Here is a 21,680-nt window from a genome sequence, read left to right as displayed (position 1 = left end):
TATTTATTTAATAGGTATTATTGTATTTTATTTTAGTATGTTTTGTTGTGAGAAAAAATGGAAAAAGGAGGGTCTAGGCATTTAATACTGTCTTCGTAGGCTCTTTTGTGGTACATCATATTAATTTCAATCTTTGATAATTTACAAAGCGTTGAGAACATAGCAATAACAGCTAATTTAAAATATGATTTTTTATAACCTCTAAGATTCTTCATGGGCGCATTATAGCTAAAAAAAAAGATAAAAATATTAGACTAAGATACTCAAGAATGGCTATTACTAGTTAATTGTTTATTTCTTTTAAGAAAGAAACAAATATCCTTTATACATAGTTGAGAAAGAAAAAAGTATGACTAAAATAGAAGCTATTTTAATAAACAAGGCTCTGTAGGTATTTTGTTTAAACAAACCAATGAAAAAACCCAAAGAAAAAAGTGCGGGAATAGTACTGACTCCAAAAATAAACATCACAATCGCACCCCAGAAAATACTAGCAGTTCCTAAAGCCATGATAATAAAAACATAAACAAAACCACAAGGTAAGAGACCATTTAATAGACCAAGGAAATAAAAACTTTTTAAAGAAGAATCAGACAATAGTTTTTTAAAACTTGTTTTATACCAAGATTGTTTTGATAAAGAGTGCTCAATAAGTGTTAAAAACTTAAATTGACCCGAAATAGATATTCCAACAAGAAACATAAGTATTCCCACAAAAATCAAAAAGTACCCATTTGTTTCTTTAGAAAAAGTACTTAAACTACCAAGCGCTCCAAAAATTGCGCCTAAAATAGTATAAGAAGTCACTCGGCCAAAAGAATACAATAAGTGAGAAATACTTTGTTTTTGTTTGCTCCAAGAATTATTGACTTTTGTAGAAGTATAAGCAACAACGATTCCTCCACACATTCCTACACAGTGACCAAAAGATCCTAAAAAAGCAATAGTAATAATTGTAAGAAGTGAAAAAGATTCCATAAGTATCCGTCTTTTAGTTTATGAGTATAATAGCAAAAAAAATATAAAAGCATTAGTTGCCGAACCAATGCCTATTAAAAGAAAGGGAGAAAATCTTTTAACAAAAATAGTTTATCTTTGATGTGTTAATTATGTGTTAAATTTTGGAAAGTCTTCATTTTTAATAAGAAGATACTATAATCTTAAAATTAATATTTATTATAAGGAAAACAATGAAACTTTTAATGTTTGATATGGATGGAACACTTATAAACAGTGGATATGCTATTAGCAATACTGTAAATTATGTACGAGAAAATTTAAATTTAGAAAGACTTGAAAAAGACTATATTTTAGAAAATATTAACAAACCAGAGATCAATTCTTCTGAGTTTTTTTATGGAACTACAGAATTCACTCCTTTACAAAGTAAACTTTTTGGTGATTATTATGAAAAACATTGCTTAAACGATTTAGTTATTTATGATGGTATTAAAGATTTATTAGAAAATTTAAAAAATGATTTTACCTTAAGTGTAGCAACCAATGCCAATTCTATTTATGCAAAAAAGATGTTAGCTCATTTGGGTCTTGATCATTATTTTGATACTGTTTTAGGTTACAACGATGTGACACAAGCAAAACCCCATCCGGAGATGTTACATAAAATTTTAGATAAACACGATATCTTAAAAGAAAATGCCCAAATGATAGGAGATTCACATAAAGATACTTTGGCTGCAAAAAATGCAGGAGTAGATTGGGTTCTTGTGAACTGGGGTTTTTCAAATCACAAAGAAGATGCTATTGATACCGTTAGTCAATTAGAAGAGAAAATACAAAAAAAATTCATGCTTTAAACTTTTAGATGTTTGTTGGGATTATAATTGTAATTAAAGCACCTTCATAATCTACTTCATTGTGTTTGTATTTTCTATTTGTTGCACTTATGCTTCCTTTTAAACTTCTTGTGACTATTTGTTCACTCATATATAAACCAATACCTGTTCCTTGAGCTCTATATTTTGTAGTAAAATAAGGCTCAAAGATACGAGAAATGATGTGATTGTCAATTCCCCCAGCATTGTCTTTTATTTTTATATGCAAATTCTCATCTTTTATATACATGTTTACAAAAATAAAACATCCACCTTGTTTGTTTAAAACAAATTGATCTTTTGCATTACTTAAAAGATTTAAAAGTACTTGAATTAACTCATTCTTTAAAAGGTATACTTCTTCATCCTCAATATTTAGAACAAAAGAAATATTTAAAGTTTTAAATTGTGCGAAAATTAAAGACTCAACATTTTTCCATATTTTTTTTGTATTTGTTCGTGTTAATTCTTTACTTGTTTTGAAAAAATTAGAAAAATCATCAATTGTTTTTGATAAATAAATAGTGCTGTTATCAATTGTTTCTAAAGAATGGTATAAATCTTCTTCTTCAAGACTTGAAAACTCACTTTTTAAACGTATCCCACTTGATGCCGTAGATATCACAGATAAGGGCTGTCTCCATTGATGTGCAATATTTGCCAACATTTCACCCATGGCCGCCATTTTTGATTGCTGAGCTAAAAGGGAATCTTTTAATCTGTTTTTTTCAACTTCTTTTAATAACTCATTCTTATACGAAATAAAACGTTTGCTTACTAAAGAAGACAGGAAAAAAGAAACCAATAAAAAAGCAAGCGTTGAAAAAATACTCGCTTTTAAAGTAAAAAGAAAATCATCATCTATTCTTTTATTTAATTTTTCTTTCTCATTAAAAATTAAAGTTTCCAACTCTTTATCGTAATAAGCAGAGCCAATTCTCCATTTCCAGGGATTAAATACTTTTATAAATGTTGTTTGTTTTTCATCTTTTAAATTAATTTTAGCATCAAAGGTATTTATATAATTAATAAAACCTTCTTTTCGAGGAATTTTTTCACTTATATCTAAAATTGTATTTTGTACATTTAGAGGAAGTTCACCGAACTCTTTGTTTAAAAGATTAACATTGGAATGACTTAAAATCTTTTTATCCTTATTTATAATAAATAAAGATGAATGTTTTTGAATTGATAAAGTATTAATATATTTGAGTACTTGTATTTTAATATTATTTTCATAATCAATAATATAATCTCCTGTACTAATTACAATATTTAGGGGTTCAAAATATTTAGTAAAAATGATTTTTTTATAGGCTTTTGATGACAAATTCTTTTCTTTTACCCAATAATATTCATCATATCCTTCTGTTTTATTTTCAACTTTTTTCATTATTGTTTGTACAAAATAATATCCATTAATATCATGCAAAGAAGCGTAATTTTTACCTTCTAGACTTTTATTTAAGGGATATAATAAAGATTTTCCTTTTATGTTATGAATAAAATAATAGGCTCTGTTATCATTAAAACGCATATAACGCAAAGCATCTTTTATTAAGTTAAGTATTTCGTCTTTATTTTTATCTTTATTTTCAAAATAAATACGACTTGCAATATTATGGGCTCTGTAAACTTTGTCTTTTAATAAAACCCTAAGTTCATTTTCACTTTTTGCTTTAGAATACTGTAAGTATTTCTCAAGAGCATATACATCATTTTTAATAAGATTATTTTTTGTTTGAATAAAATTTTTCTTAAGCTCAAGAATTTCATTATTGTGTAATATATTATTGTCATTTAATCTTAAATAAGTGATAATAATAGAAATAATAACAATAAAAGATATAGGAGCCCATCTGATAATAAATAGTATTTGATTCTCATTATATTTTTTCATGGATTATTCTATTGTTTTAAAGATTAAATTAATCATAAATTCTTCGTTTTATTTATTATTTAATTAAATACAGTAGAAAATACTTATATATTTTAGAATACGTTATAATGGCGCATGAAAATATCCGTCATTATACCTACTTATAACAGAGCCAATTTTATCTTAAGAGCCATTACTAGCATACAAGAACAAAGTATTTTAGTTGATGAAATAATAGTCATTGATGATGGTTCAAGAGATGAAACAAAAAACCTACTCAAAGATCAAAATATACAATATTATTATCAAGAAAATAAAGGTGTAGCAGCAGCACGAAACTTAGGTATAAAAAAAGCAAAAAATCCCTGGCTTGCATTTTTAGATTCGGATGATACCTGGAATAATAATAAAATAGAAAAACACATAGATTTTCACCAAAATAACAAAAATATTTATGCTTCTTATTCAAATGAAAAATGGATACGTAATGGAAAAGTTATTTCTCTTAAAAAATACCAACAAAAAGCCCAGCCTACATTTATAAACTCTTTAGATTTATGTAAAATAGGTTCTTCAAGTTTTTTCGCGCATAAAAAAGTATTTGAGGATGATTTGTATTTTGATGAATCTTTACCTGCTTGTGAAGATTATGATTTATGGTTAAGAATTTTGCAAAAATATAACATACACTTAATAAATGAAGAATTAATAAATAAATATGCAGGACATGAAAACCAACTCTCATTCAATACAAAATTAATTGACATTTATAGAATTTTTGCCCTAGAAAAGCACATAAATTCCCAATATAAAAAAGAAGTATTGGAAGAACTTTTAATAAAAACTACTATTTTATTAAAAGGTGCGAAAAAACATAAAAATAATACTATCTTAGAAAAATATGGAAAAAAACTTAGGTTTTACGAAGATTTTTTAAATTCAAGTAAACTATAGTTCCTTTTTCTTCTGGTTTAATAGAAATAAAAATTTTATTATTGTCACAAAATTCTTTGACAATGTTCAGACCTAAACCAAAACCATCTAAGGATCTGTCTTCTTGATAATACATATCGAATACATTTTTTAAATTTTGTGCATCAATAGACACACCTGTATTAAAAATGCTTAAAATATCATTCTTATAATTTATTTCTATTCGTTTTTCAGCGTTATTGTATTTTATAGCATTTGATAATAAATTATCTAAAAGTGTGCAAAAGCCATTGTAGTCAGCATTAAGAACTACTTCTTCTATATTTATTTTAATATTAATATCTTTTTTAATATCATCAAACTTTAATAAAGACTCATTAATACATTCTTTTAGAGAAAACTCTTTGTTTTCAATTTTATCAATTTCTTTTTTAATTGAGTATTCCATATCTTCATAGAGTTTTAATAAGTTTTTTGAAGCCATCTTTATTCTGTTTAATCGTTTAATGTTTTTTTCATCATGTATGTTTTTTTCAAGCATTTTTACATTTAATTCAATGGTTGAAACAGGAATATTTAATTCATGCAGTGTTTCATTAAGGGCTTTTTGCAAATTATCATCACTTTTAAACAAAGGATCCAAAATAGATTTTGATAAAATAAAATACAAAAATAAAGCAAAACATAAAGAAAATAAAGTAACCAAAATCATATTTTCTAAAAAAAAACCAAAAGTATCATACAAAAAATAGTTAAAACTAAGAGATATTAATAAAATAAATACAAGTACAATACTTTGAGAAATATAAAATATCTTTTTTTTAGAATTCAATTTTATATCCTATGCCTTTGATATTAATAATACTTTCTTTTCCCAATATCTTTTTCAAATTATTTACATATACCCTAATTGAGCCTTCACTATAATCTTCATTAAGCGTCCACAGTTTAGAGACTATCATTTCTTTAGTAATTATAGACTTTCTATTTTCCAAACATAATTCAAATAAGTGCATAACTTTAATGGGCACATTTAAGTCTTGTGTATTTAAGAACAATCTGCTTTTTTGGGCATCATAAGAAAGACCATTTTTTAAAACAAGAGATTCTATGCGTTTTCCAGATCGTTTTAACAAAGAAGAAATTCTTAAAAACAGTTCCTCTAAATCAATAGGTTTACGTAAAAAATCATCTGCTCCATTTATAAAAGCATTTTTTAGTGTTTCTTGATCTTTGTAGGAGCTTAGAAAAATACTAGGAGTATTATCTCCTGCTTCTCTTAAATCTTTAAGTAAATCCAAACCACTAATTCCTGGAACATTTATATCAAGTAAATATACATCATAATTGTTCGTATAAGAGAATTCCATCATAGTTTCTGAATCTTTTGCCAGATGAATTTCATAGCCTTCTTCTTCTAAACAATCTTCTAAACTTTGAGCAAAAAGTAAATCGTCTTCAAGAATTAGTATTTTAAACATTTAAGATTGTTTAAATGAGCTATAGTTCTGTTTTAAAGCTTCATAAGCAATAATTGATACAGAGTTTGAGAGGTTTAAAGAACGTGCGTTATTAGCCATTGGAATAGTAATACACGTCTCTTTATTTTTATCCAATATACTTTGTGGCAAACCTGCATCCTCTCTTCCAAAATAAATATAATCACCCTCTTCAAACTTTGCCTCAAAATAATTCTTTTTTGTTTTAGTTGTTGCAAAAAAATGACGTGAAGAAAAAGGATTTTTTTTCCAAAACTCTTCTATATTTTCATATTCTCTTACATCTAAATCAAACCAATAATCAAGTCCTGCGCGTCTTACTTCTTTTGCAGTGATTTCTCCAAACCCATAAGGTTTAATTAAATGAAGTGTACAATCCAATGCAAAAGCGGTTCTACCAATCGTACCTACATTTCCAGGCATTCTTGGTTCATGTAATACAATATTAAACATTATAGTATCACCGTTTTATTTCCATGTATGAACACCTTTTCGTCTAATAATAATTCCAATGCACTACTTAAAGTCACTTTTTCCACGTTAATTCCAGCCTTTCTCATATCTTGCCATGTATAATTATGGTCAACTCTTACAATATTTTGTGAAATAATAGGACCCTCATCCAAATCATTTGTAACATAATGTGCCGTAGCACCAATAATTTTAACACCTCTTTCATGTGCTTGTTTATAAGGATTTGCCCCAATAAAAGCAGGAAGAAAACTGTGATGAATATTTAATATTTTTTCAGAATAATTCTCTACAAAAGAAGGTGTTAAAATTCTCATATATTTTGCTAATACAATTAAAGAAGGTTCAAACTCATCTATTTTAGCAATAATTTTTTTTTCATGTTCTTCTCTTGATATTTCATTACTAGAAATATGAAAATAAGGAATATCAAATTTTTCAACCAAAGATTTTAAGTGAGAATGGTTAGAAATAACTGCTTTTATATTTGCATTTAATTCGCCATCAATATATCTGATTAATAAATCCCCTAATACATGAGCTTCTTTTGTAACCATTATTACAATATCTTTTTTGTTTTGCATATTTAAAGAAATGCTGGATGTTAGAGGAAGTACTTTTTTTAGTTCTTTTAAGAGAAGTTCTTTCTCTACAGATCCAGAGATAATGGTACGCATAAAAAATTTGTTTGTATTTTGATCAACATATTCTGAGTTTTGTATTATATTTAAGTTATTAGCATATAAAACTTTAGAGACATTATAAACAAGCCCTATTTCATCGCTTGTATTTATTAGAAGTATAAATTCTTTCATTCTTTTCCTATAAAAAAGTAAACCTATATATAATGGTATTACTCCAAAATTATTTTTGAAATAATACCATTATATTGATTAATTTTAAAGAAAATTAAAAATAAAATCTATTCGTAATTTACTTACGAAGAAGACTTTTTAGATTAGAGTAGCAAGTTCTTTTCTGTAAGCTTCAAGATTAAATTCAGTAACTCTTGCAACTCCTGATTCAAAAGCAGCTTGTGCAACAGCTGAAGAAACTTCAACAATTAAACGTTTATCAAAAGCTTTTGGAATAATATAATCAGTTGAAAATTTTACATTTCCTCCAAAAATATCTTGTACTTCTTTTGGAACTTCTTCTTTAGCTAAATTTGCAATAGCATGAGCAGCAGCTGTTTTCATTTCCATATTAATTTTTCTTGCTTGAACATCCAATGCACCTCTAAAAATAAAAGGAAATCCAATTACGTTATTTACTTGATTATTAAAATCACTTCGTCCAGTACCAACAATAGCATCTGGTCTAACTTTTAAAATATCAACTGGAAATACTTCAGGAGTAGGATTAGATAAAGCAAAAACAATAGGTTTATCAGATAATAAAGCAATGTGCTCAATTCCAAATGAACCTGGTTTTGATAAACCTAAAACAACATCAGCTCCTCTAAATGCATCATCAAAACTCATTTCTTCATCAATTGCAAATTCTTCTTTGTATTGATTTAAATCTGTTCTTCCTTTATGTATAACACCTTTAGAATCACACATAATAATATTTGTAACTCCAACATGTTTATACATTCGTGAACAAGATATTGCAGCCGCACCAGCTCCAATTACTACTACTTTTAAATGCTCTAATTTTTTACCTAATAATTCACAGGCATTAATTAAACCAGCAGTTGTAATAATAGCCGTTCCGTGTTGATCATCATGCATTACAGGGATATCTAAATCTTCTACTAATCTTCTCTCAATTTCAAAACAAGAAGGTGCAGAAATATCTTCTAAATTGATTCCACCAAAAGTAGGAGCGATTGCTTTTACAACTTTACAAAACTCATCAACATCTTTTTCATCCACTTCAATATCAAAAGAATCAACAGCAGCAAAAGCTTTAAATAAAACTGATTTCCCTTCCATAACTGGTTTTGAAGCAAGTGCACCAATGTCACCAAGACCTAAAACAGCAGTACCATTTGAGATAACAGCAACAAGATTTCTTTTCGCTGTATATTTATATGCATTTTGTGGATCATCTTGAATAGCTAAACAAGGATGAGCAACACCAGGAGTATATGCTAAAGAAAGATCTCTTTGTGTACTTAGGTTTGTTGTTGTTGATATCGCTAATTTACCAGGTTTTGGATACTGGTGATAATCTAATGCTTCTTCTTTTGTTACTGTTTTGCTCATTTAATAATCCTTGATATTTTTATAACCCTATATGTTATTTGAAAGAATTGTAACAAAATGTAACTTAATTATAATAAAAACATGGTATTACTTCACATAAAAAGTTTTCTTTAAGCTTAAGATACATGATAATTACATGATATCTACATAATATTTACATAATTATGTAATAAATAAAATTAATTATTATTTTATACCTATAAAACCAGCAAAACGACCACATTTTGAATTGTTTCTATATGAGAAATATTTTTTTTCTCCACATTTTGTGCAATGATTTGAAAGAATGATTTTATTTACACCCAAATCATTTAGCATTTTTTTATTTATTTCTTGTAAATTTATATTTTTACCTTTACAAAATTCCGCTCCAAAGTTATTTTTTACAAAATCTTGCATTTCTTCATCAACTTCATAACAACAAACTTGTATAGAAGGCCCAAATTCTACTTCAATATCACACGCCTTAGAAGAGAACTCTTTTTTCATTCTCAATACTACCTTTTCAACAATTTTTAAAAAACTTGATTTCCTCCCCGCATGAACAGCTGCTACAACACCTTTTTTTGAATCTTTAATAAGTATAGGAATACAATCAGCAACCATAACCATCAAATACAGACCTTTTTCCTGTGTTATTAAAGCATCACAATCAAGACTGTGTCTAGAAGAGCCATTATGTACTATTTGGATTTTATCTCCATGTACTTGATTCATATACATTATATTATTTACATTAAAACTGTGTTTTAAAGAGAGCTCATTTCTATTTTCATTAACATTCTTTACAATATCGCCCACATGGTAAGCTATATTGCCATCATTTTTATCGCTAAAAAAACTTTCAATACGATACATATATTAACCTTTAAAATTCTTTTGTATATTTTAATATCTTCTTAGTTGATTTTGTGTTAAAATCCTTTTTTAAAAGGAAAACAATGCAAAAAAATAGATTCGTTATCTTTGGCAACCCTGTTGAACACTCAAAATCCCCTCAAATGCACAATGCTGCATTTAAGCATTTAAATTATGATAATAAATATGAAAAATATTTATTAACAAATGCAAGTACTATTAAAGATGTATTTAATAAAGAAGGGTTTAAAGGAGCTAATATAACAGTTCCACATAAAGAAACGGCTTATTTAGAAGCAGATGAAGTAAGAGGAATTGCGCAAAAAATACAAGCAGTTAATACTTATGTAAAAGAAAATGATAAAATCATTGCTTATAATACAGATGGAGCAGGTTTTATAAAAGCCATACAAGTATTCAATAATGTTAAAAAGGTTCTTATTTTAGGAGCGGGAGGAACGGCAAAAGCCATTGCTTTAAGTTTACAGGAAAAAAATTATGATGTAACTGTAGTTAACCGCTCTCCTGAAAAACTTGCTTTTTTTAAAGAAAATGATATAAAAACCTTTACTTGGGATGATTTTAGATTAAATGCTTATGATTTAGTTGTTAATGCGACCAGCGCTGGATTGAAAGACCAAAAATATCCCTTACCAATGCAGAAACTAGAAAATGTGTTTTTAAATGCACATTATGCATTTGACTGTATTTATGGAAAAGAAACACCTTTTTTAGCTTTAGCAAAAAAAGAAAAGTTACCAGTAAAAGATGGGGAAGATATGCTTTTATACCAAGGAGTATTGGCCTTAGAATATTTTTTAAAAGAAACAATAGATACAAAAACAATTGAAATTATGAGACAAGCTTTAAAGGAAAATAATGAAACACATTAAGAAAATATCGAATTATGCAATGGTTGGTGGACTTGGCGCTATATTAGTTATGGGTTTAGTAGGTTGTGAAGACAAAAATTCCCAAAAAAATGATGCTTTTACGAATGCCAGCCAAAAACAAGGTGCTTTTGTAATCATACAAGAAGAAATAAATGGTTCTTATGCAATTGTTGATGAATTTCCAAGCGCAAATACTACTATTGTTTTACGAAAACCAGATGGAACTGAACGTATCTTATCTAAAGCAGAAATTGATGCACTGGTTCGAGAAGAAGATGTAAAAATTCAAAATGGAACGTCTGCTTTAACCAACCCAGAAATGTCATCAGGTAATGGTGGTATGGGATTAGGGGGAGTATTATTATCTTCTGTTGCTGGAGCAATGATTGGCTCTTACATTGGAAATAAATTATTCAATAATTCAAACTACCAAAGTCAAAGAAGAACTCAATATAAATCTCCATCTACGTATTCAAAATCAAAAAGTAGTTTTTCTAAAGCTAAATCAAGTGCGTCAAGATCAAGTTCAAGCTCTAAAAAAAGTGGTTTTTTTGGTTCTTCTAACAGCAGTAAAAAACGTTCTTCATTTTTTGGAGGTTAAAGATGAAATTAAAACAACTTGAACCTTTAAGTAATGAATACTTAGAATCTATAGGATTTTCTTGGCATACAGATCTTGATAAAAGCTCTTATATTTCAAATGATGTTGTAGTTTTGAGTGAAGATGAAGCCAACGCTTATTATGAAGCAACAAATGAGCTTTATGATATGTTTTGTGAAGCAGGACAATATGTTATAGATAATGATTTATTTCATGATATCAATATTCCTTTTAATTTAGTAGAAATAATTAAAGAATCATGGGAAGAAGATGTACACTGGCATTTATATTCACGCTTTGATTTAGCAGGAGGAATGGATGGAAAAGCGATAAAACTAATAGAGTTTAATGCAGATACTCCTACCTCACTTTTTGAAACAGCTATTATACAATGGGCACTTCTAAAAAAGAACGGTCTGGATGAAGCAAAACAATTTAATAATTTATATGAAGCCATCAAAGATAACTTTAAACGTTTGATTACCCTTGACTCTGATGTAGAAAAATTTGAAGAGTACTACAAAGATTTAGGATGGAAAATACTATTTTCTTCTATTTCTTCTTCCTCTGAAGATGAAAATACGACAAAATTATTACAGCATATTGCTAATGAAGCAGGCTTTAATACTGAGTATGAATATATTGAAAATGTACAATTTTCGGATGAAGGAATTCATAAAGATGATGTGAATTTTGAATTTTGGTTTAAACTCATTCCTTGGGAAGACATAGCAATCGATGAAAATGAATTGGCATTGATTATTAATGAAATTATTAAAAGTAAAAAATGTATTATTTTTAATCCAGCCTATACTTTAATGTTCCAATCAAAAGCCATGATGAAAATATTATGGGACATGTATCCGAATCATCCTTTATTGTTAGAAACATCTTATGAGCCACTTGTGAATACCAAACAAGTTGAAAAAAGATGTTTTGGAAGAGAAGGTGCAAATATAGCAATTGTAAATGCAGATAATTCTTTAGATATGAAAACAGATGGAGAATACGAAGGTTACAAGGCTATTTATCAAGAGTTTTATGAATTTAATCAAGATGAAGATGGAGCGTATTATCAAGCAGGTGTTTTTTATGCTTATGAAGCCTGCGCTTTAGGTTTTAGAAAAGGCGGAAAAATTCTTGATAATATGTCCAAATTTGTTGGACATATAATTGAAGACTAAAATAAATTGTTATTTTTCTTTTTACATAGCTAGTAATAAGCTTCTTTTGTTATAATAGTTAAAATTATTAAATAAAGACAAAAGATTATGCACTTAGTTAACCACATATTTTATACGCATACAAAATTAGAAGAAGAAATATTAAATTTTCCTTCTTCTAAGACTATTATGATACAACTTTTTTGTGCTGATTTTAATACAAAGATAATACAAAAAATTCTGTTACACCTACAGGAAAGCCTTCCACATGCAGTTCTTATTGGCGCTTCCAGTGCAGGAGGAATAAATAATGGGAAACTATGTAATGATAGAATTCTTATCTCCTTTTGTTTTTTCGAACATACCCGCGTAAAAGCATATTATTACCCAAAAGCCAATTATTCTCAAGGCTTAAAAGCAGCAAAAAATATTATTAAAAGGGATACAAAAGTCTGCATTATTTTTTCAGAAACTTTTAAAAATGATTCGGAAGGTTTTCTTGATGCTTTTACTAAGAATAATAAATCGCTTGTTATAGCTGGAGGTTGCGCAAGTGGAGAAGATCATGGAAAAGAAAATTTCATTATCAAAGACAATACTATTTATAAAGAAGGTATTGTTTTACTTTCATTAAATTCAACAGAATTAAATGTTTATTCTGATTATTCACTTACTTGGAGTACAGTAGGAAAAGAAATGCTTGTAAGTAGATGTGAAAATAACATTATATATGAGCTTGATAATAAACCTATACAAGAGGTTTATTCGCATTATTTAGGAAAACAAATAGCAGCTCAGCTACCCAATTTTGACTACGAATTTCCTCTTATAAAAACTGAAAAAACAATGAATGTTGCACTCTCAATTAGAGAAAAAACACAAGACAATGCTTATTTATTTTCAGGAAAAATTCAAGAAGGGGACAGGGTAAAGTTTTCTGTTACGCACGAAACAGACAGTTTAAACGATACCTATAAACACCAAGAAAGAATACTTCAAAATCCCATTGAAGTACTTTTTGTTTATTCCTGTAGTGCAAGAAAACATTTTATTTATGATGAAACACACAATGAATTTACTATCTTAAATAAAGTTGGAAAAAACAGTGGATTTTTTACTTATGGAGAGTTTTTCAATAACAATGGAAAAACGTATTTATTAAACAATACTAGTACTACACTTTCTCTTTCAGAAAATAATATCAATAAAAAAATTGAAACAAATAAAGAACAAGAAGTTTTATCAAAAAAGATTTCTGCGCAAACACACTTAATTGATACTATTCAAGAAGAATTAACCTCAAGTCAGGACTTATTAAACCAATACAAAATAGCCCTAGATGAGAGTGCTATTGTTTCTAAAACAGATGCACAAGGTCAAATTATTTATGTTAATGATAAGTTTTGTCAAACTTCTGGATATACAAGAGAAGAGCTTATGGGACAAAACCATAATATAATTAGACATCCAGATACCCCTACTTCCTTATTTGTAAACATGTGGAATGCCCTCATAAAAGGTAAGGTTTGGCAAAATACTTTTAAAAATAAAAATAAAAAAGGGGAAGAATATTATGTAAAAGCAGTGATGATTCCTATTTTTGATAAAAAAGGAAAAATCATTGAGTACATAAGCATACGTACCGATGTAAGTGAAATATTTTTAAAAGATAAGATTATTAAAGAAGGTTTAATTGATAAATTAACACAAGTAAATAATCGAGAGGCTTTATTAAAACTTTTTGAAAAGAAAGAAAAAAAATATCTTCTTATTTTAATTAACTTAGACAGATTTTCAGAAATTAATAACTACTTCGGATACAATATTGGAGATAATGTACTTAAACTTTTTACGAAAAATTTAAAAGAAATTTTTGGAAATAATATTTTTAGAATTACAGGGGATGAATTTGCGATTGTTAGTAAACGCCCTAAAGAGTGGGAATCTTTATTAAAAAGTATCAATTTTAAAATTCTTGAGCTTGAAAATCTTCATTATAAAATTGCTAAATATGATATTTCTATTAATACTACTTCTGGTATGGCATTTGCAAAAGGAAAAAATATTTATACGCTTGCACATATTGCGTTAAAAGAAGCAAAAGAACAAAGGAAAAAAATTGTATTTTTTAATGCAGAGACATCCCTAAAAGAAAAAATCAGAAACAATATTATTATGATAGAGAAAATAAAACAAGCTATCACAGAAGATAGGATTGTTCCGTATTATCAAGCTATAGTTGATAATAAAACAAAAAAAGTAAGTAAATATGAAGCCTTAATAAGACTAATTGATCGTGATGGTAAAGTTCTGTCTCCTTATTTATTTTTAGAGCATGCTAAAAAAGCAAAATTATATGGGGAACTCACCAAAATTATGATTGAAAAAACCTTTAAAAAGTTTAAAGATCTTGATTTTGAATTCTCAATTAATTTAACCATTCAAGATATTTTATCTTATACTACGCGTAAATACCTTTATGATAAATTAGAAGAATATAAGTGTGGCTCCAGACTTATTTTAGAAATTGTTGAATCAGAGGGAATTGAAAACTTTGAAGATATTATTTCTTTTATCAATAAAGTAAAACGTTATGGCTGTAAAGTTGCTATTGATGATTTTGGTAGCGGTTATTCTAATTTTTCTTATTTGGCTAAATTAAAAGTTGACTTTATAAAAATTGACGGTTCTTTAATTAAAAATATCCATAAAGATGAAAATCAAAAAAACATTGTAGAAAGTATTTTATTGTTTACAAAAAAACAAGGCTTAAAAACAGTTGCAGAGTTTGTAGAAAATGAAGAAATCTTTAATGTTCTAAAAGAATTAGATCTTGATTATTCTCAAGGTTATTATTTTTCTAAACCACAAAAAGATCTCTAAAACTAATTTTTATAATAATTAGAAATATATTCTTGCATTTTATCCATATTTTTTAATATTCTTAACTCTAAAGACATTAAACAAATATCTTTTATATCAAACTGTTCTAATTTAACCAAGTCTTTTGAAGTAGTGATAAAAGAATATCCTTTATACTTAAGTAATAATTCATCAATTTCTTCTTTTTTAAAACTATGATGATCTGCATAAGCTTCAAGAATAGTATAACTTGGTAAAAAATCCAATAAGCGTTTGGGTTTTGAAATTGCTGTTAAGAGTACGAGTTTTAATGGCAAAGAAGATATTACCTCATTGTTTAATTTATAACTAACCATTCTCTCAAAATCGATACCTTCTTGTAAAACGATATCAGCACTAGCATACATCATTTTAGGTTCTCTATAGCCACCAGAAGGCAAACAAAAGACATTTTCAGGTTCACGTTTTGGTTTTAATAAAATGTCAAATTTTTTGATATCATATTTAGAAAAACCATCATCTAAAAAAATAAGGCTACATCCCAGTGTTTTCGCTTTTAAAATAGCTTCTTTTCTATTTTCGGCAACAATAATACTAGCTTTTGGCAAACTATTTGCAAGTAACATAGCTTCATCCCCAGAAGTATTAATATCTACTTTGATATCCCCTCTATACGATACAATATGTAAACCCTTGCTGCTTCGCCCGTAACCTCTTAAAATTACAGCTACATTTTCTTTATTTTTTGCCAATTCTAAAACAAAAGGAGTTTTACCACTTCCACCTACAATTAAATTTCCAATAGAAATAATAGGAAGGCCAAAATCTGTTTTTTTTACCCCTACTTTTTTAAAGGTAATAATTAATATATATATGAAAGTTAAAGGCAGTAAAAAAAAAGAAAGCAGTTTTTGAAAAAAATCTGGATAGAAAAGATAATCTTCTATCCATAAAATTATTTTTTGTCGCAAATTAAATCCAAGAAGACGCTATGTCAATAATTTGGTCACAAATATAATTCACTTCTTCATCACTTAATCCAGGATACATTGGAATTGAAAGAATTTGCTGGTAAGAAGTTAAAGCGGTTCCATAAGCGGTAATTTTAATAGAGTATTTATTTTTATAATACGATAAAAGATGTAAAGGAATATAATTAAGACCTGTTGCTATTCCTTTTTCTTTTAATGCTCTAGCAAAAGCATCTCTGTTTCGTGATACTTTAATAATATACTGAGTAAAAATATGTTCATCTTTATGAGCAGGAGTTGTTATGTGTTTTACACCCGCCAAACGATCTTCATACATTTTTGCAATTTCTTTTCTTCTTTTAATAAATTTATTGGTTTTTTGCAATTGAGCCAAAGAAAAAGCAGCATCTAATTCACTCATATCGTATTTATGTCCAATATCAACAATATCATAAATATAATCTAAGTTTCCATAATCATCATATGTAGTAGTTAATGCATGTGTTCGTAATAATCTTGCACGAGCAGCAATTTCTTCATTATTTGTAACCAAAATTCCACAGCGTGAAACGGCATGTTTTCCATTAGAGGGATTGGTTGAGAATATTGTCATATCTGCTTTTAATGAACCAATTGTTTCATTTTTATAAGTAACACCTAAAGCACACGTTGCATCTTCAATTAAAATAATATTGTATTTTTTACAAATAGCATATAATCTGTCTAAATCAGGCGTTTGCCCAGCCACAAAAGAGATAATAGCCCCTCTTAATTTTTTTGACTTATTTTCTTCTAAAACTTTTTCGAATTTATTTAAATCAATATTCATATCTTCCATATTCATATCAATAAAAATAGGTTCCGCATCAAAATGTCTAACTACTTCGGGAACATTTACAAAAGAATTAACAGACATTAGAATCTTATCTCCACGTTTTAGTTTAATTGAGCTAAGTGCTAGATGAATTGCAGCTGTTGCATTACACGTAGCAACAGCATGTTTTGATCCAACAAACTGTGCAATACTCTCTTCAAACTTTTCAACCTTAGAACCATCTTTGGTATATGTCAAAGCGGATTCAAGTTGTTTTATTTCTTCTTGATCAACACTGGCTCTGTAAAATGCAATTTCTTTCATACTAATATCCTTTAATATTTGCAATTATTGGTAACTTCCCTTTAAACGCATTACTCTTTATTCGATATTCACACATTTCTATTAACTCTTTTTCTACGCCGTCTTTAATTAATTGTTCTTTGCTTTTATTCTCATCAACTAATTGTTTTAAAACCTGATCCATTACACTATAAGAATAACCAAGATCATCTTCATCACTTTGGCCTTCCCATAAATCTGCACTTGGTTTTTTCTCAATTATAGCAGCAACAACGCCTAAATACTTAGCAAACTCAAATTCATCACTCTTATACATCTGCCCAATTGGGTTAATAGCACAAGCAATATCTCCAAAAATGGTTCCATAACCTAATAAAATTTCACTCTTATTAGAAGTTCCTATAACTAAAGACTTATCACGTGCTGAAATATCATATAAAACAGACATTCTTATTCTTGCTGAATAATTTCCAATGCGTAGTTTATCTTCATTCATATTTTTAATATATGCTTCTAACATTGGTTTTATTTCAACAACTTCATAAGAGATATCAAACTCTTCACATAATTTTACTGCATCTTTAATAGATGAATCAGATGAAAATTGAGAAGGCATTAATACCCCTGAAAAATTATCACCAAAGGCTTCTTTACATAAAACGGCAACAATTGCAGAATCTAATCCACCTGAAATACCTACAGTTACTTTTTGAAGTCCTGTTTTTGACACTTCTGTTTTTAAAAATTCAATTAATTGTTTTTTTATATCTTCAAAATTCATTATAAAACCCTCGTAAAAATTATTATATCTTATCTTTTTTTGTTTTTTCATAAATTTCATCAAGAAATAATGAATTGTTTTCTTTTTGTGTCAATTTTTTAATAACTAAATTATCTCTTATGCTTTCTAACTCTTCTTGAGTGAAATAATCCAAAAACTTTGGATTAATCTCTATTACATCCTCTTTATTCGTTTTAATAAGTTCTTTTATATCATCTATTAATGTTTGTTTTATCATTTTCTCTTCATTTTTTATTGTATTTATCCAGAATTTGACTTAAATATAAATCCATTTTTTTTTCACCAACATCCTTTTCTTTACAGGTACAAGAGCCACAAGCACTTCCGGCATCGGTATAAAAAGCAATATCTTTTAAGTTTTTGGCATTTTTTTCTTTTATTGCAAATAGTATTTCTGATAAACTTACATTTTTGCAGCTACAAACAATATATGAATGTAAAAACTTTTGTGCCAAAACTAGCCTTTATTCTATTATTTTAATTCTTATACTAATTCTTAAATTTAAGTATACAGTAATTATTTTTTACTTTCTTTAATCATTTGATAGGCTTCGTTAATTTCTTGTAATTTAGAAGTAGCTTCATCAATAATATTTTGAGCAGCACCCTGCCCTGTAATGATATCAGGATGATATTTTTTAACCAAAGCACGATAAGCATTTTTGATAGTTTTATCATCACTTTGTTCATTAATCCCCAATATCTCATAAGCTTCCTCTAAGGTTTTACTTGCATTTTGTGCTGCATTTGCATAAAAATTCTTAAAGTTTTGTACTATATTTTCATAATCACTTTGTTTGATTTTTAAAGCACTTGCTATGTCTTCAACAATCATTTCTTCCGTTTTTGAAAAGTCTTTATCAATGAAAGCAAGGTTCAGTAGGTATTCTAGTACTTTAACACGTTTAGCATAATCGTTTGATGTTAACTTATACAGTTTATTACACACATCAACTGTATTATCAAAACTGTCTTTTTCTTTGCTAAATATTTCTTTTAATTTTTCTCTAATTTCTTCTTGGTTTTCAAAATGAGAAGAAATATCAGAAAAGGTGTGTTTTAATACTTGTGCTTCTAATTCAGAAACTTGTCCATCTGCTTTTGCTACTTTTGCCATTAAGGCAACTAACAAACCTGCTTCATGGTGCATTAAATCACCCGTGTATCTGTCTTTAACATTTAGATTAATATTAACAAATTTTTCTGTTTTATACGAACGTGATATTAAATACAAAACAAAACCAACAAGTAATAATACTAAGAATTTCATAGGTAACCTTCATAATTTTGTGTAATTTTATCAAAAATTAGGTAAAATCACATCTTTTAAAGCTTAAAAAAAAAGTATATTGTTAAATACTATACTTTTGTTAATAAATGCAAGTAAATATTGTATAAATAATGGAGATTATATGTTCGGAATGGGTTTTATGGAAATACTATTAGTAGCTATTATTGCTATTATTGCTTTGGGGCCAGATAAACTACCAACGGCCATGGTAGAAATTGCAAAATTTTTAAAAAAATTCAAATCAGGCATTGATGATGCAAAATCAACATTGGACAGTGAACTTAATATTTCTGATATGAAAGCAGAAGCCAGTAAATTCAAAGCACAAATTGAAAATGCTAAAAACAGTGTTTCTTTAGATAATTTATCAAAATCCTTTGATGTAGAGGATGATGAGCCCCTAAGTGCTCCTTCCAAAAAAGAAAAAAAACAAAATCAAGAAATTACAACAGAAGAAAATACTACGAGTAAAAAAGAAACAGTAAAAGCAAGCGATAAATTTAAAGTAAAAAAAGATGAGGATAATCAATAATGTTTGAAGAACTAAAACCTCATATTGCTGACTTACGAAAACGTTTGGTTATTAGTATTCTTACGCTAATAGTTATGTTCTTTATTTGTTTTTCATTTTACGAACCTATTTTAGAATGGATGATGCAACCTGTTAAAGCGGTTTTACCTGAGGGTTCTCAAATGGTTGCAATTGAAATACAAGAAACATTTTTCACTGCTTTAAAAGTTTCTTTCTTTTCTGCTTTTTTTCTTTCTTTACCTGTCATATTTTGGCAGTTATGGTTATTTATGGCACCTGGTCTTTATGATCATGAAAAAAAACTGGTATTTCCTTTTGTTTTTTTTGCAACATTAATGTTTGTATCAGGTGCAGCTTTTGCTTATTATGTAGTAGTACCTTTTGGTTTTGAATTTTTAATTGCTTTTGGTTCTACTGTTGTAACTATTTTACCAAGTATTGGAAAATATGTCGGTTTTTTCACCAAATTATTATTTGGTTTTGGGGTATCGTTTGAATTACCTGTAATTACTTTCTTTTTAGCAAAAATTGGTTTAGTTGATGATCAAATGTTAAAAGATTTTTTTAAATATGCTGTTGTTATCATTTTTATATTTTCAGCACTATTAACTCCTCCTGATGTAATCACACAATTTTTAATGGCAGGTCCACTAATATTATTATACGGTGTATCCATTTATATAGCAAAAGTATTTAATCCAAGTAGTAAAGATGAAGATGAAGAATAAAATTAAAGACCCACTTAAAACCTCAAGTTATGACTATTTGTTACCACAAGAACTCATAGCAAACAAACCACTGTATCCAGCTGATAAAGCAAAACTCTTAGTATATAACAGAGAAAAGAATGAAATCATACATTCTACTTTTGAACATCTAATGGACTATTTACCAGCAAACCTGTCTGTATTTTTAAACGATACAAAAGTTATAAAAGCCCGTATTTATGGAAAAAAAGACACAGGTGGAAAAATTGAGCTTTTGTTTAATAAAGCTTTATTTATGAACCGTTTTTTAGTAATGATTAAAGGCAAAGTAAATATTGGTTCTGTATTATATTTTGAACAAAACCTTAGAGTTGAAGTTCTAGAAATCAATGAAGATGGCACACGTGTTGTAAAATTCTTTCAAAATGAAAAACAATTGGATTTTTTAGAACTTATTGATTTATTAAACAGTATTGGGCATTTGCCTTTGCCTCATTATATGAACAGAGAAGATGTACAAAAAGACAATGAAGATTATCAAACACTTTTTGCTAAAAACTATGGAGCAGTAGCAGCTCCTACAGCATCACTGCATTTTACAAAAGACTTACTTGAAAAAATAAATGAGAAGTATAAAGTGAATTACCTTACTTTGCATGTAGGAGCAGGTACGTTTAAACCCGTTGATGCTGAAAATATTTTAGATCATCCTATGCACAGTGAATATTTTCATATAGGAATAGATGCAAAAGAAGCCATTGATACTGCTAAAAAGATTCTTGCTGTTGGAACAACCGTTACACGAACAGTAGAATATTATGCACGTACAAATATGATACAAGGAGAGTGTGATTTATTTTTAAATACCTCAAACAAACCCATTAAAGTAGACCATTTACTAACCAACTTTCATTTACCAAAATCTACTTTGATTATGTTAATTGCTAGTTTTGTTGGTTTAGAAAAAACCATGGAAATTTACCAAGAAGCCATAAAAGAAGAATATCGATTTTTTTCTTATGGTGACGGTATGTTGATTATATAAAGAAGGAA

Annotated in this window: 24 protein-coding genes; 9 read left to right on the top strand and 15 right to left on the bottom strand. The window is 27.8% G+C overall.

Features of this window, described 5'->3' with window-relative positions:
• Positions 1-32: 32 nt before the first annotated feature.
• Both HRT41_06800 and HRT41_06795 read right to left on the bottom strand, forming a co-directional pair.
• Positions 33-215, bottom strand: a complete 183-nt coding sequence (locus tag HRT41_06800; protein NQY23725.1) for a hypothetical protein — start codon at positions 213-215, stop codon at positions 33-35.
• An 85-nt stretch (positions 216-300) separates the two neighbouring features.
• Positions 301-978, bottom strand: a complete 678-nt coding sequence (locus HRT41_06795; protein NQY23724.1) for a sulfite exporter TauE/SafE family protein — start codon at positions 976-978, stop codon at positions 301-303.
• A gap of 212 nt (positions 979-1,190) precedes the next feature.
• Between HRT41_06795 and HRT41_06790 the strand changes: the two genes are divergently transcribed.
• Complete coding sequence (locus tag HRT41_06790) at positions 1,191-1,817, top strand: HAD family hydrolase (GenBank protein NQY23723.1); 627 nt, start codon at positions 1,191-1,193, stop codon at positions 1,815-1,817.
• Positions 1,818-1,821: 4 nt separating this feature from the next.
• Here the strand turns inward: HRT41_06790 and HRT41_06785 are convergent, their stop codons facing one another.
• Positions 1,822-3,735 (bottom strand): cache domain-containing protein, encoded by a 1,914-nt coding sequence (locus HRT41_06785; protein ID NQY23722.1) that lies wholly within the window; start codon positions 3,733-3,735, stop codon positions 1,822-1,824.
• A gap of 114 nt (positions 3,736-3,849) precedes the next feature.
• Between HRT41_06785 and HRT41_06780 the strand changes: the two genes are divergently transcribed.
• Positions 3,850-4,668 (top strand): glycosyltransferase family 2 protein, encoded by an 819-nt coding sequence (locus HRT41_06780; protein NQY23721.1) that lies wholly within the window; start codon positions 3,850-3,852, stop codon positions 4,666-4,668.
• Here the strand turns inward: HRT41_06780 and HRT41_06775 are convergent.
• From HRT41_06775 to pgeF, 6 genes are all read right to left on the bottom strand, one after another.
• Complete coding sequence (locus tag HRT41_06775) at positions 4,628-5,479, bottom strand: HAMP domain-containing histidine kinase (protein ID NQY23720.1); 852 nt, start codon at positions 5,477-5,479, stop codon at positions 4,628-4,630. The two genes, HRT41_06780 and HRT41_06775, sit on opposite strands and share 41 nt — an antisense overlap.
• A complete protein-coding gene (locus tag HRT41_06770) occupies positions 5,469-6,128 on the bottom strand; it encodes a response regulator transcription factor (protein NQY23719.1) in 660 nt (219 codons plus the stop codon). Before HRT41_06770 ends, HRT41_06775 begins: the two co-directional genes overlap by 11 nt.
• Positions 6,129-6,599 (bottom strand): tRNA (cytidine(34)-2'-O)-methyltransferase, encoded by a 471-nt coding sequence (locus HRT41_06765; protein NQY23718.1) that lies wholly within the window; start codon positions 6,597-6,599, stop codon positions 6,129-6,131.
• Positions 6,599-7,432: a formyltetrahydrofolate deformylase gene (gene purU / locus HRT41_06760; protein NQY23717.1), complete on the bottom strand. Its 834-nt coding sequence runs from the start codon at positions 7,430-7,432 to the stop codon at positions 6,599-6,601. Before purU ends, HRT41_06765 begins: the two co-directional genes overlap by 1 nt.
• A 138-nt stretch (positions 7,433-7,570) precedes the next feature.
• Positions 7,571-8,830 (bottom strand): malate dehydrogenase, encoded by a 1,260-nt coding sequence (locus HRT41_06755; protein NQY23716.1) that lies wholly within the window; start codon positions 8,828-8,830, stop codon positions 7,571-7,573.
• Positions 8,831-9,016: 186 nt separating this feature from the next.
• Positions 9,017-9,688 carry a peptidoglycan editing factor PgeF gene (gene pgeF / locus HRT41_06750; GenBank protein NQY23715.1) on the bottom strand — a complete coding sequence of 224 codons (672 nt, stop codon included), beginning with the start codon at positions 9,686-9,688 and terminating at the stop codon, positions 9,017-9,019.
• An 83-nt stretch (positions 9,689-9,771) separates the two neighbouring features.
• Between pgeF and HRT41_06745 the strand changes: the two genes are divergently transcribed.
• From HRT41_06745 to HRT41_06730, 4 genes are all read left to right on the top strand, one after another.
• A complete protein-coding gene (locus HRT41_06745; GenBank protein ID NQY23714.1) occupies positions 9,772-10,581 on the top strand; it encodes a shikimate dehydrogenase in 810 nt (269 codons plus the stop codon).
• Complete coding sequence (locus HRT41_06740; protein NQY23713.1) at positions 10,568-11,182, top strand: hypothetical protein; 615 nt, start codon at positions 10,568-10,570, stop codon at positions 11,180-11,182. The genes HRT41_06745 and HRT41_06740 overlap by 14 nt, the downstream gene beginning before the upstream one ends.
• 2 nt (positions 11,183-11,184) lie before the next feature.
• The gene (locus HRT41_06735; protein NQY23712.1) at positions 11,185-12,366 is read left to right on the top strand and encodes a glutathionylspermidine synthase family protein; all 1,182 of its coding nucleotides are present in this window, start codon (positions 11,185-11,187) and stop codon (positions 12,364-12,366) included.
• Positions 12,367-12,453: 87 nt separating this feature from the next.
• Positions 12,454-15,228, top strand: a complete 2,775-nt coding sequence (locus tag HRT41_06730; protein ID NQY23711.1) for an EAL domain-containing protein — start codon at positions 12,454-12,456, stop codon at positions 15,226-15,228.
• Between the two features lie 2 nt (positions 15,229-15,230).
• On the opposite strand, the gene HRT41_06725 is transcribed toward HRT41_06730, so the two are convergent.
• The 6 genes from HRT41_06725 to HRT41_06700 all read right to left on the bottom strand — a co-directional run bounded on the left by HRT41_06725 (position 15,231) and on the right by HRT41_06700 (position 19,367).
• On the bottom strand, positions 15,231-16,178 hold the full coding sequence (locus HRT41_06725; GenBank protein NQY23710.1) for a tetraacyldisaccharide 4'-kinase: 948 nt from the start codon (positions 16,176-16,178) through the stop codon (positions 15,231-15,233).
• Between the two features lies 1 nt (position 16,179).
• Complete coding sequence (locus tag HRT41_06720) at positions 16,180-17,316, bottom strand: DegT/DnrJ/EryC1/StrS aminotransferase family protein (GenBank protein ID NQY23709.1); 1,137 nt, start codon at positions 17,314-17,316, stop codon at positions 16,180-16,182.
• A gap of 1 nt (position 17,317) precedes the next feature.
• Complete coding sequence (locus tag HRT41_06715; protein ID NQY23708.1) at positions 17,318-18,076, bottom strand: NAD+ synthase; 759 nt, start codon at positions 18,074-18,076, stop codon at positions 17,318-17,320.
• A gap of 22 nt (positions 18,077-18,098) precedes the next feature.
• Positions 18,099-18,314, bottom strand: coding sequence for a hypothetical protein (locus HRT41_06710; GenBank protein NQY23707.1), 216 nt, complete (start codon positions 18,312-18,314; stop codon positions 18,099-18,101).
• Positions 18,315-18,321: 7 nt separating this feature from the next.
• Positions 18,322-18,552 (bottom strand): (2Fe-2S)-binding protein, encoded by a 231-nt coding sequence (locus HRT41_06705; GenBank protein NQY23706.1) that lies wholly within the window; start codon positions 18,550-18,552, stop codon positions 18,322-18,324.
• 62 nt (positions 18,553-18,614) lie between these two features.
• The gene (locus HRT41_06700) at positions 18,615-19,367 is read right to left on the bottom strand and encodes a TerB family tellurite resistance protein (GenBank protein ID NQY23705.1); all 753 of its coding nucleotides are present in this window, start codon (positions 19,365-19,367) and stop codon (positions 18,615-18,617) included.
• A 142-nt stretch (positions 19,368-19,509) separates the two neighbouring features.
• On the opposite strand from HRT41_06700, the gene tatB reads away from it, so the two are divergent.
• Genes tatB through queA form a run of 3 tightly spaced genes read left to right on the top strand, consistent with a single transcriptional unit; the run spans position 19,510 to position 21,672 of the window.
• A complete protein-coding gene (gene tatB / locus HRT41_06695; protein ID NQY23704.1) occupies positions 19,510-19,920 on the top strand; it encodes a Sec-independent protein translocase subunit TatB in 411 nt (136 codons plus the stop codon).
• Positions 19,920-20,648 (top strand): twin-arginine translocase subunit TatC, encoded by a 729-nt coding sequence (gene tatC / locus HRT41_06690; GenBank protein ID NQY23703.1) that lies wholly within the window; start codon positions 19,920-19,922, stop codon positions 20,646-20,648. Before tatB ends, tatC begins: the two co-directional genes overlap by 1 nt.
• Position 20,649: 1 nt before the next feature.
• Positions 20,650-21,672, top strand: a complete 1,023-nt coding sequence (queA, locus tag HRT41_06685; protein ID NQY23702.1) for a tRNA preQ1(34) S-adenosylmethionine ribosyltransferase-isomerase QueA — start codon at positions 20,650-20,652, stop codon at positions 21,670-21,672.
• The last annotated feature ends 8 nt before the right edge of the window (positions 21,673-21,680 follow it).

Source organism: Campylobacteraceae bacterium, from assembly GCA_013215945.1.
GTDB lineage: Bacteria > Campylobacterota > Campylobacteria > Campylobacterales > Arcobacteraceae > NORP36.
This window is presented reverse-complemented; position numbering and strand designations above follow the sequence as displayed.

Bases quoted from the DNA above. Each gene is read 5' to 3' on its own strand.
- tatB (NQY23704.1), top strand. From the start codon at position 19,510: ATGTTCGGAATGGGTTTTATGGAAATACTATTAGTAGCTATTATTGCT.
- pgeF (NQY23715.1), bottom strand. From the start codon at position 9,688: ATGTATCGTATTGAAAGTTTTTTTAGCGATAAAAATGATGGCAATATA.
- HRT41_06710 (NQY23707.1), bottom strand. From the start codon at position 18,314: ATGATAAAACAAACATTAATAGATGATATAAAAGAACTTATTAAAACG.
- HRT41_06765 (NQY23718.1), bottom strand. From the start codon at position 6,599: ATGTTTAATATTGTATTACATGAACCAAGAATGCCTGGAAATGTAGGT.
- HRT41_06735 (NQY23712.1), top strand. From the start codon at position 11,185: ATGAAATTAAAACAACTTGAACCTTTAAGTAATGAATACTTAGAATCT.
- purU (NQY23717.1), bottom strand. From the start codon at position 7,432: ATGAAAGAATTTATACTTCTAATAAATACAAGCGATGAAATAGGGCTT.
- HRT41_06715 (NQY23708.1), bottom strand. From the start codon at position 18,076: ATGAATTTTGAAGATATAAAAAAACAATTAATTGAATTTTTAAAAACA.
- HRT41_06800 (NQY23725.1), bottom strand. From the start codon at position 215: ATGAAGAATCTTAGAGGTTATAAAAAATCATATTTTAAATTAGCTGTT.
- HRT41_06720 (NQY23709.1), bottom strand. From the start codon at position 17,316: ATGAAAGAAATTGCATTTTACAGAGCCAGTGTTGATCAAGAAGAAATA.
- HRT41_06730 (NQY23711.1), top strand. From the start codon at position 12,454: ATGCACTTAGTTAACCACATATTTTATACGCATACAAAATTAGAAGAA.
- HRT41_06770 (NQY23719.1), bottom strand. From the start codon at position 6,128: ATGTTTAAAATACTAATTCTTGAAGACGATTTACTTTTTGCTCAAAGT.
- HRT41_06700 (NQY23705.1), bottom strand. From the start codon at position 19,367: ATGAAATTCTTAGTATTATTACTTGTTGGTTTTGTTTTGTATTTAATA.
- HRT41_06780 (NQY23721.1), top strand. From the start codon at position 3,850: ATGAAAATATCCGTCATTATACCTACTTATAACAGAGCCAATTTTATC.
- HRT41_06740 (NQY23713.1), top strand. From the start codon at position 10,568: ATGAAACACATTAAGAAAATATCGAATTATGCAATGGTTGGTGGACTT.
- HRT41_06790 (NQY23723.1), top strand. From the start codon at position 1,191: ATGAAACTTTTAATGTTTGATATGGATGGAACACTTATAAACAGTGGA.
- HRT41_06795 (NQY23724.1), bottom strand. From the start codon at position 978: ATGGAATCTTTTTCACTTCTTACAATTATTACTATTGCTTTTTTAGGA.
- tatC (NQY23703.1), top strand. From the start codon at position 19,920: ATGTTTGAAGAACTAAAACCTCATATTGCTGACTTACGAAAACGTTTG.
- HRT41_06785 (NQY23722.1), bottom strand. From the start codon at position 3,735: ATGAAAAAATATAATGAGAATCAAATACTATTTATTATCAGATGGGCT.
- HRT41_06755 (NQY23716.1), bottom strand. From the start codon at position 8,830: ATGAGCAAAACAGTAACAAAAGAAGAAGCATTAGATTATCACCAGTAT.
- HRT41_06745 (NQY23714.1), top strand. From the start codon at position 9,772: ATGCAAAAAAATAGATTCGTTATCTTTGGCAACCCTGTTGAACACTCA.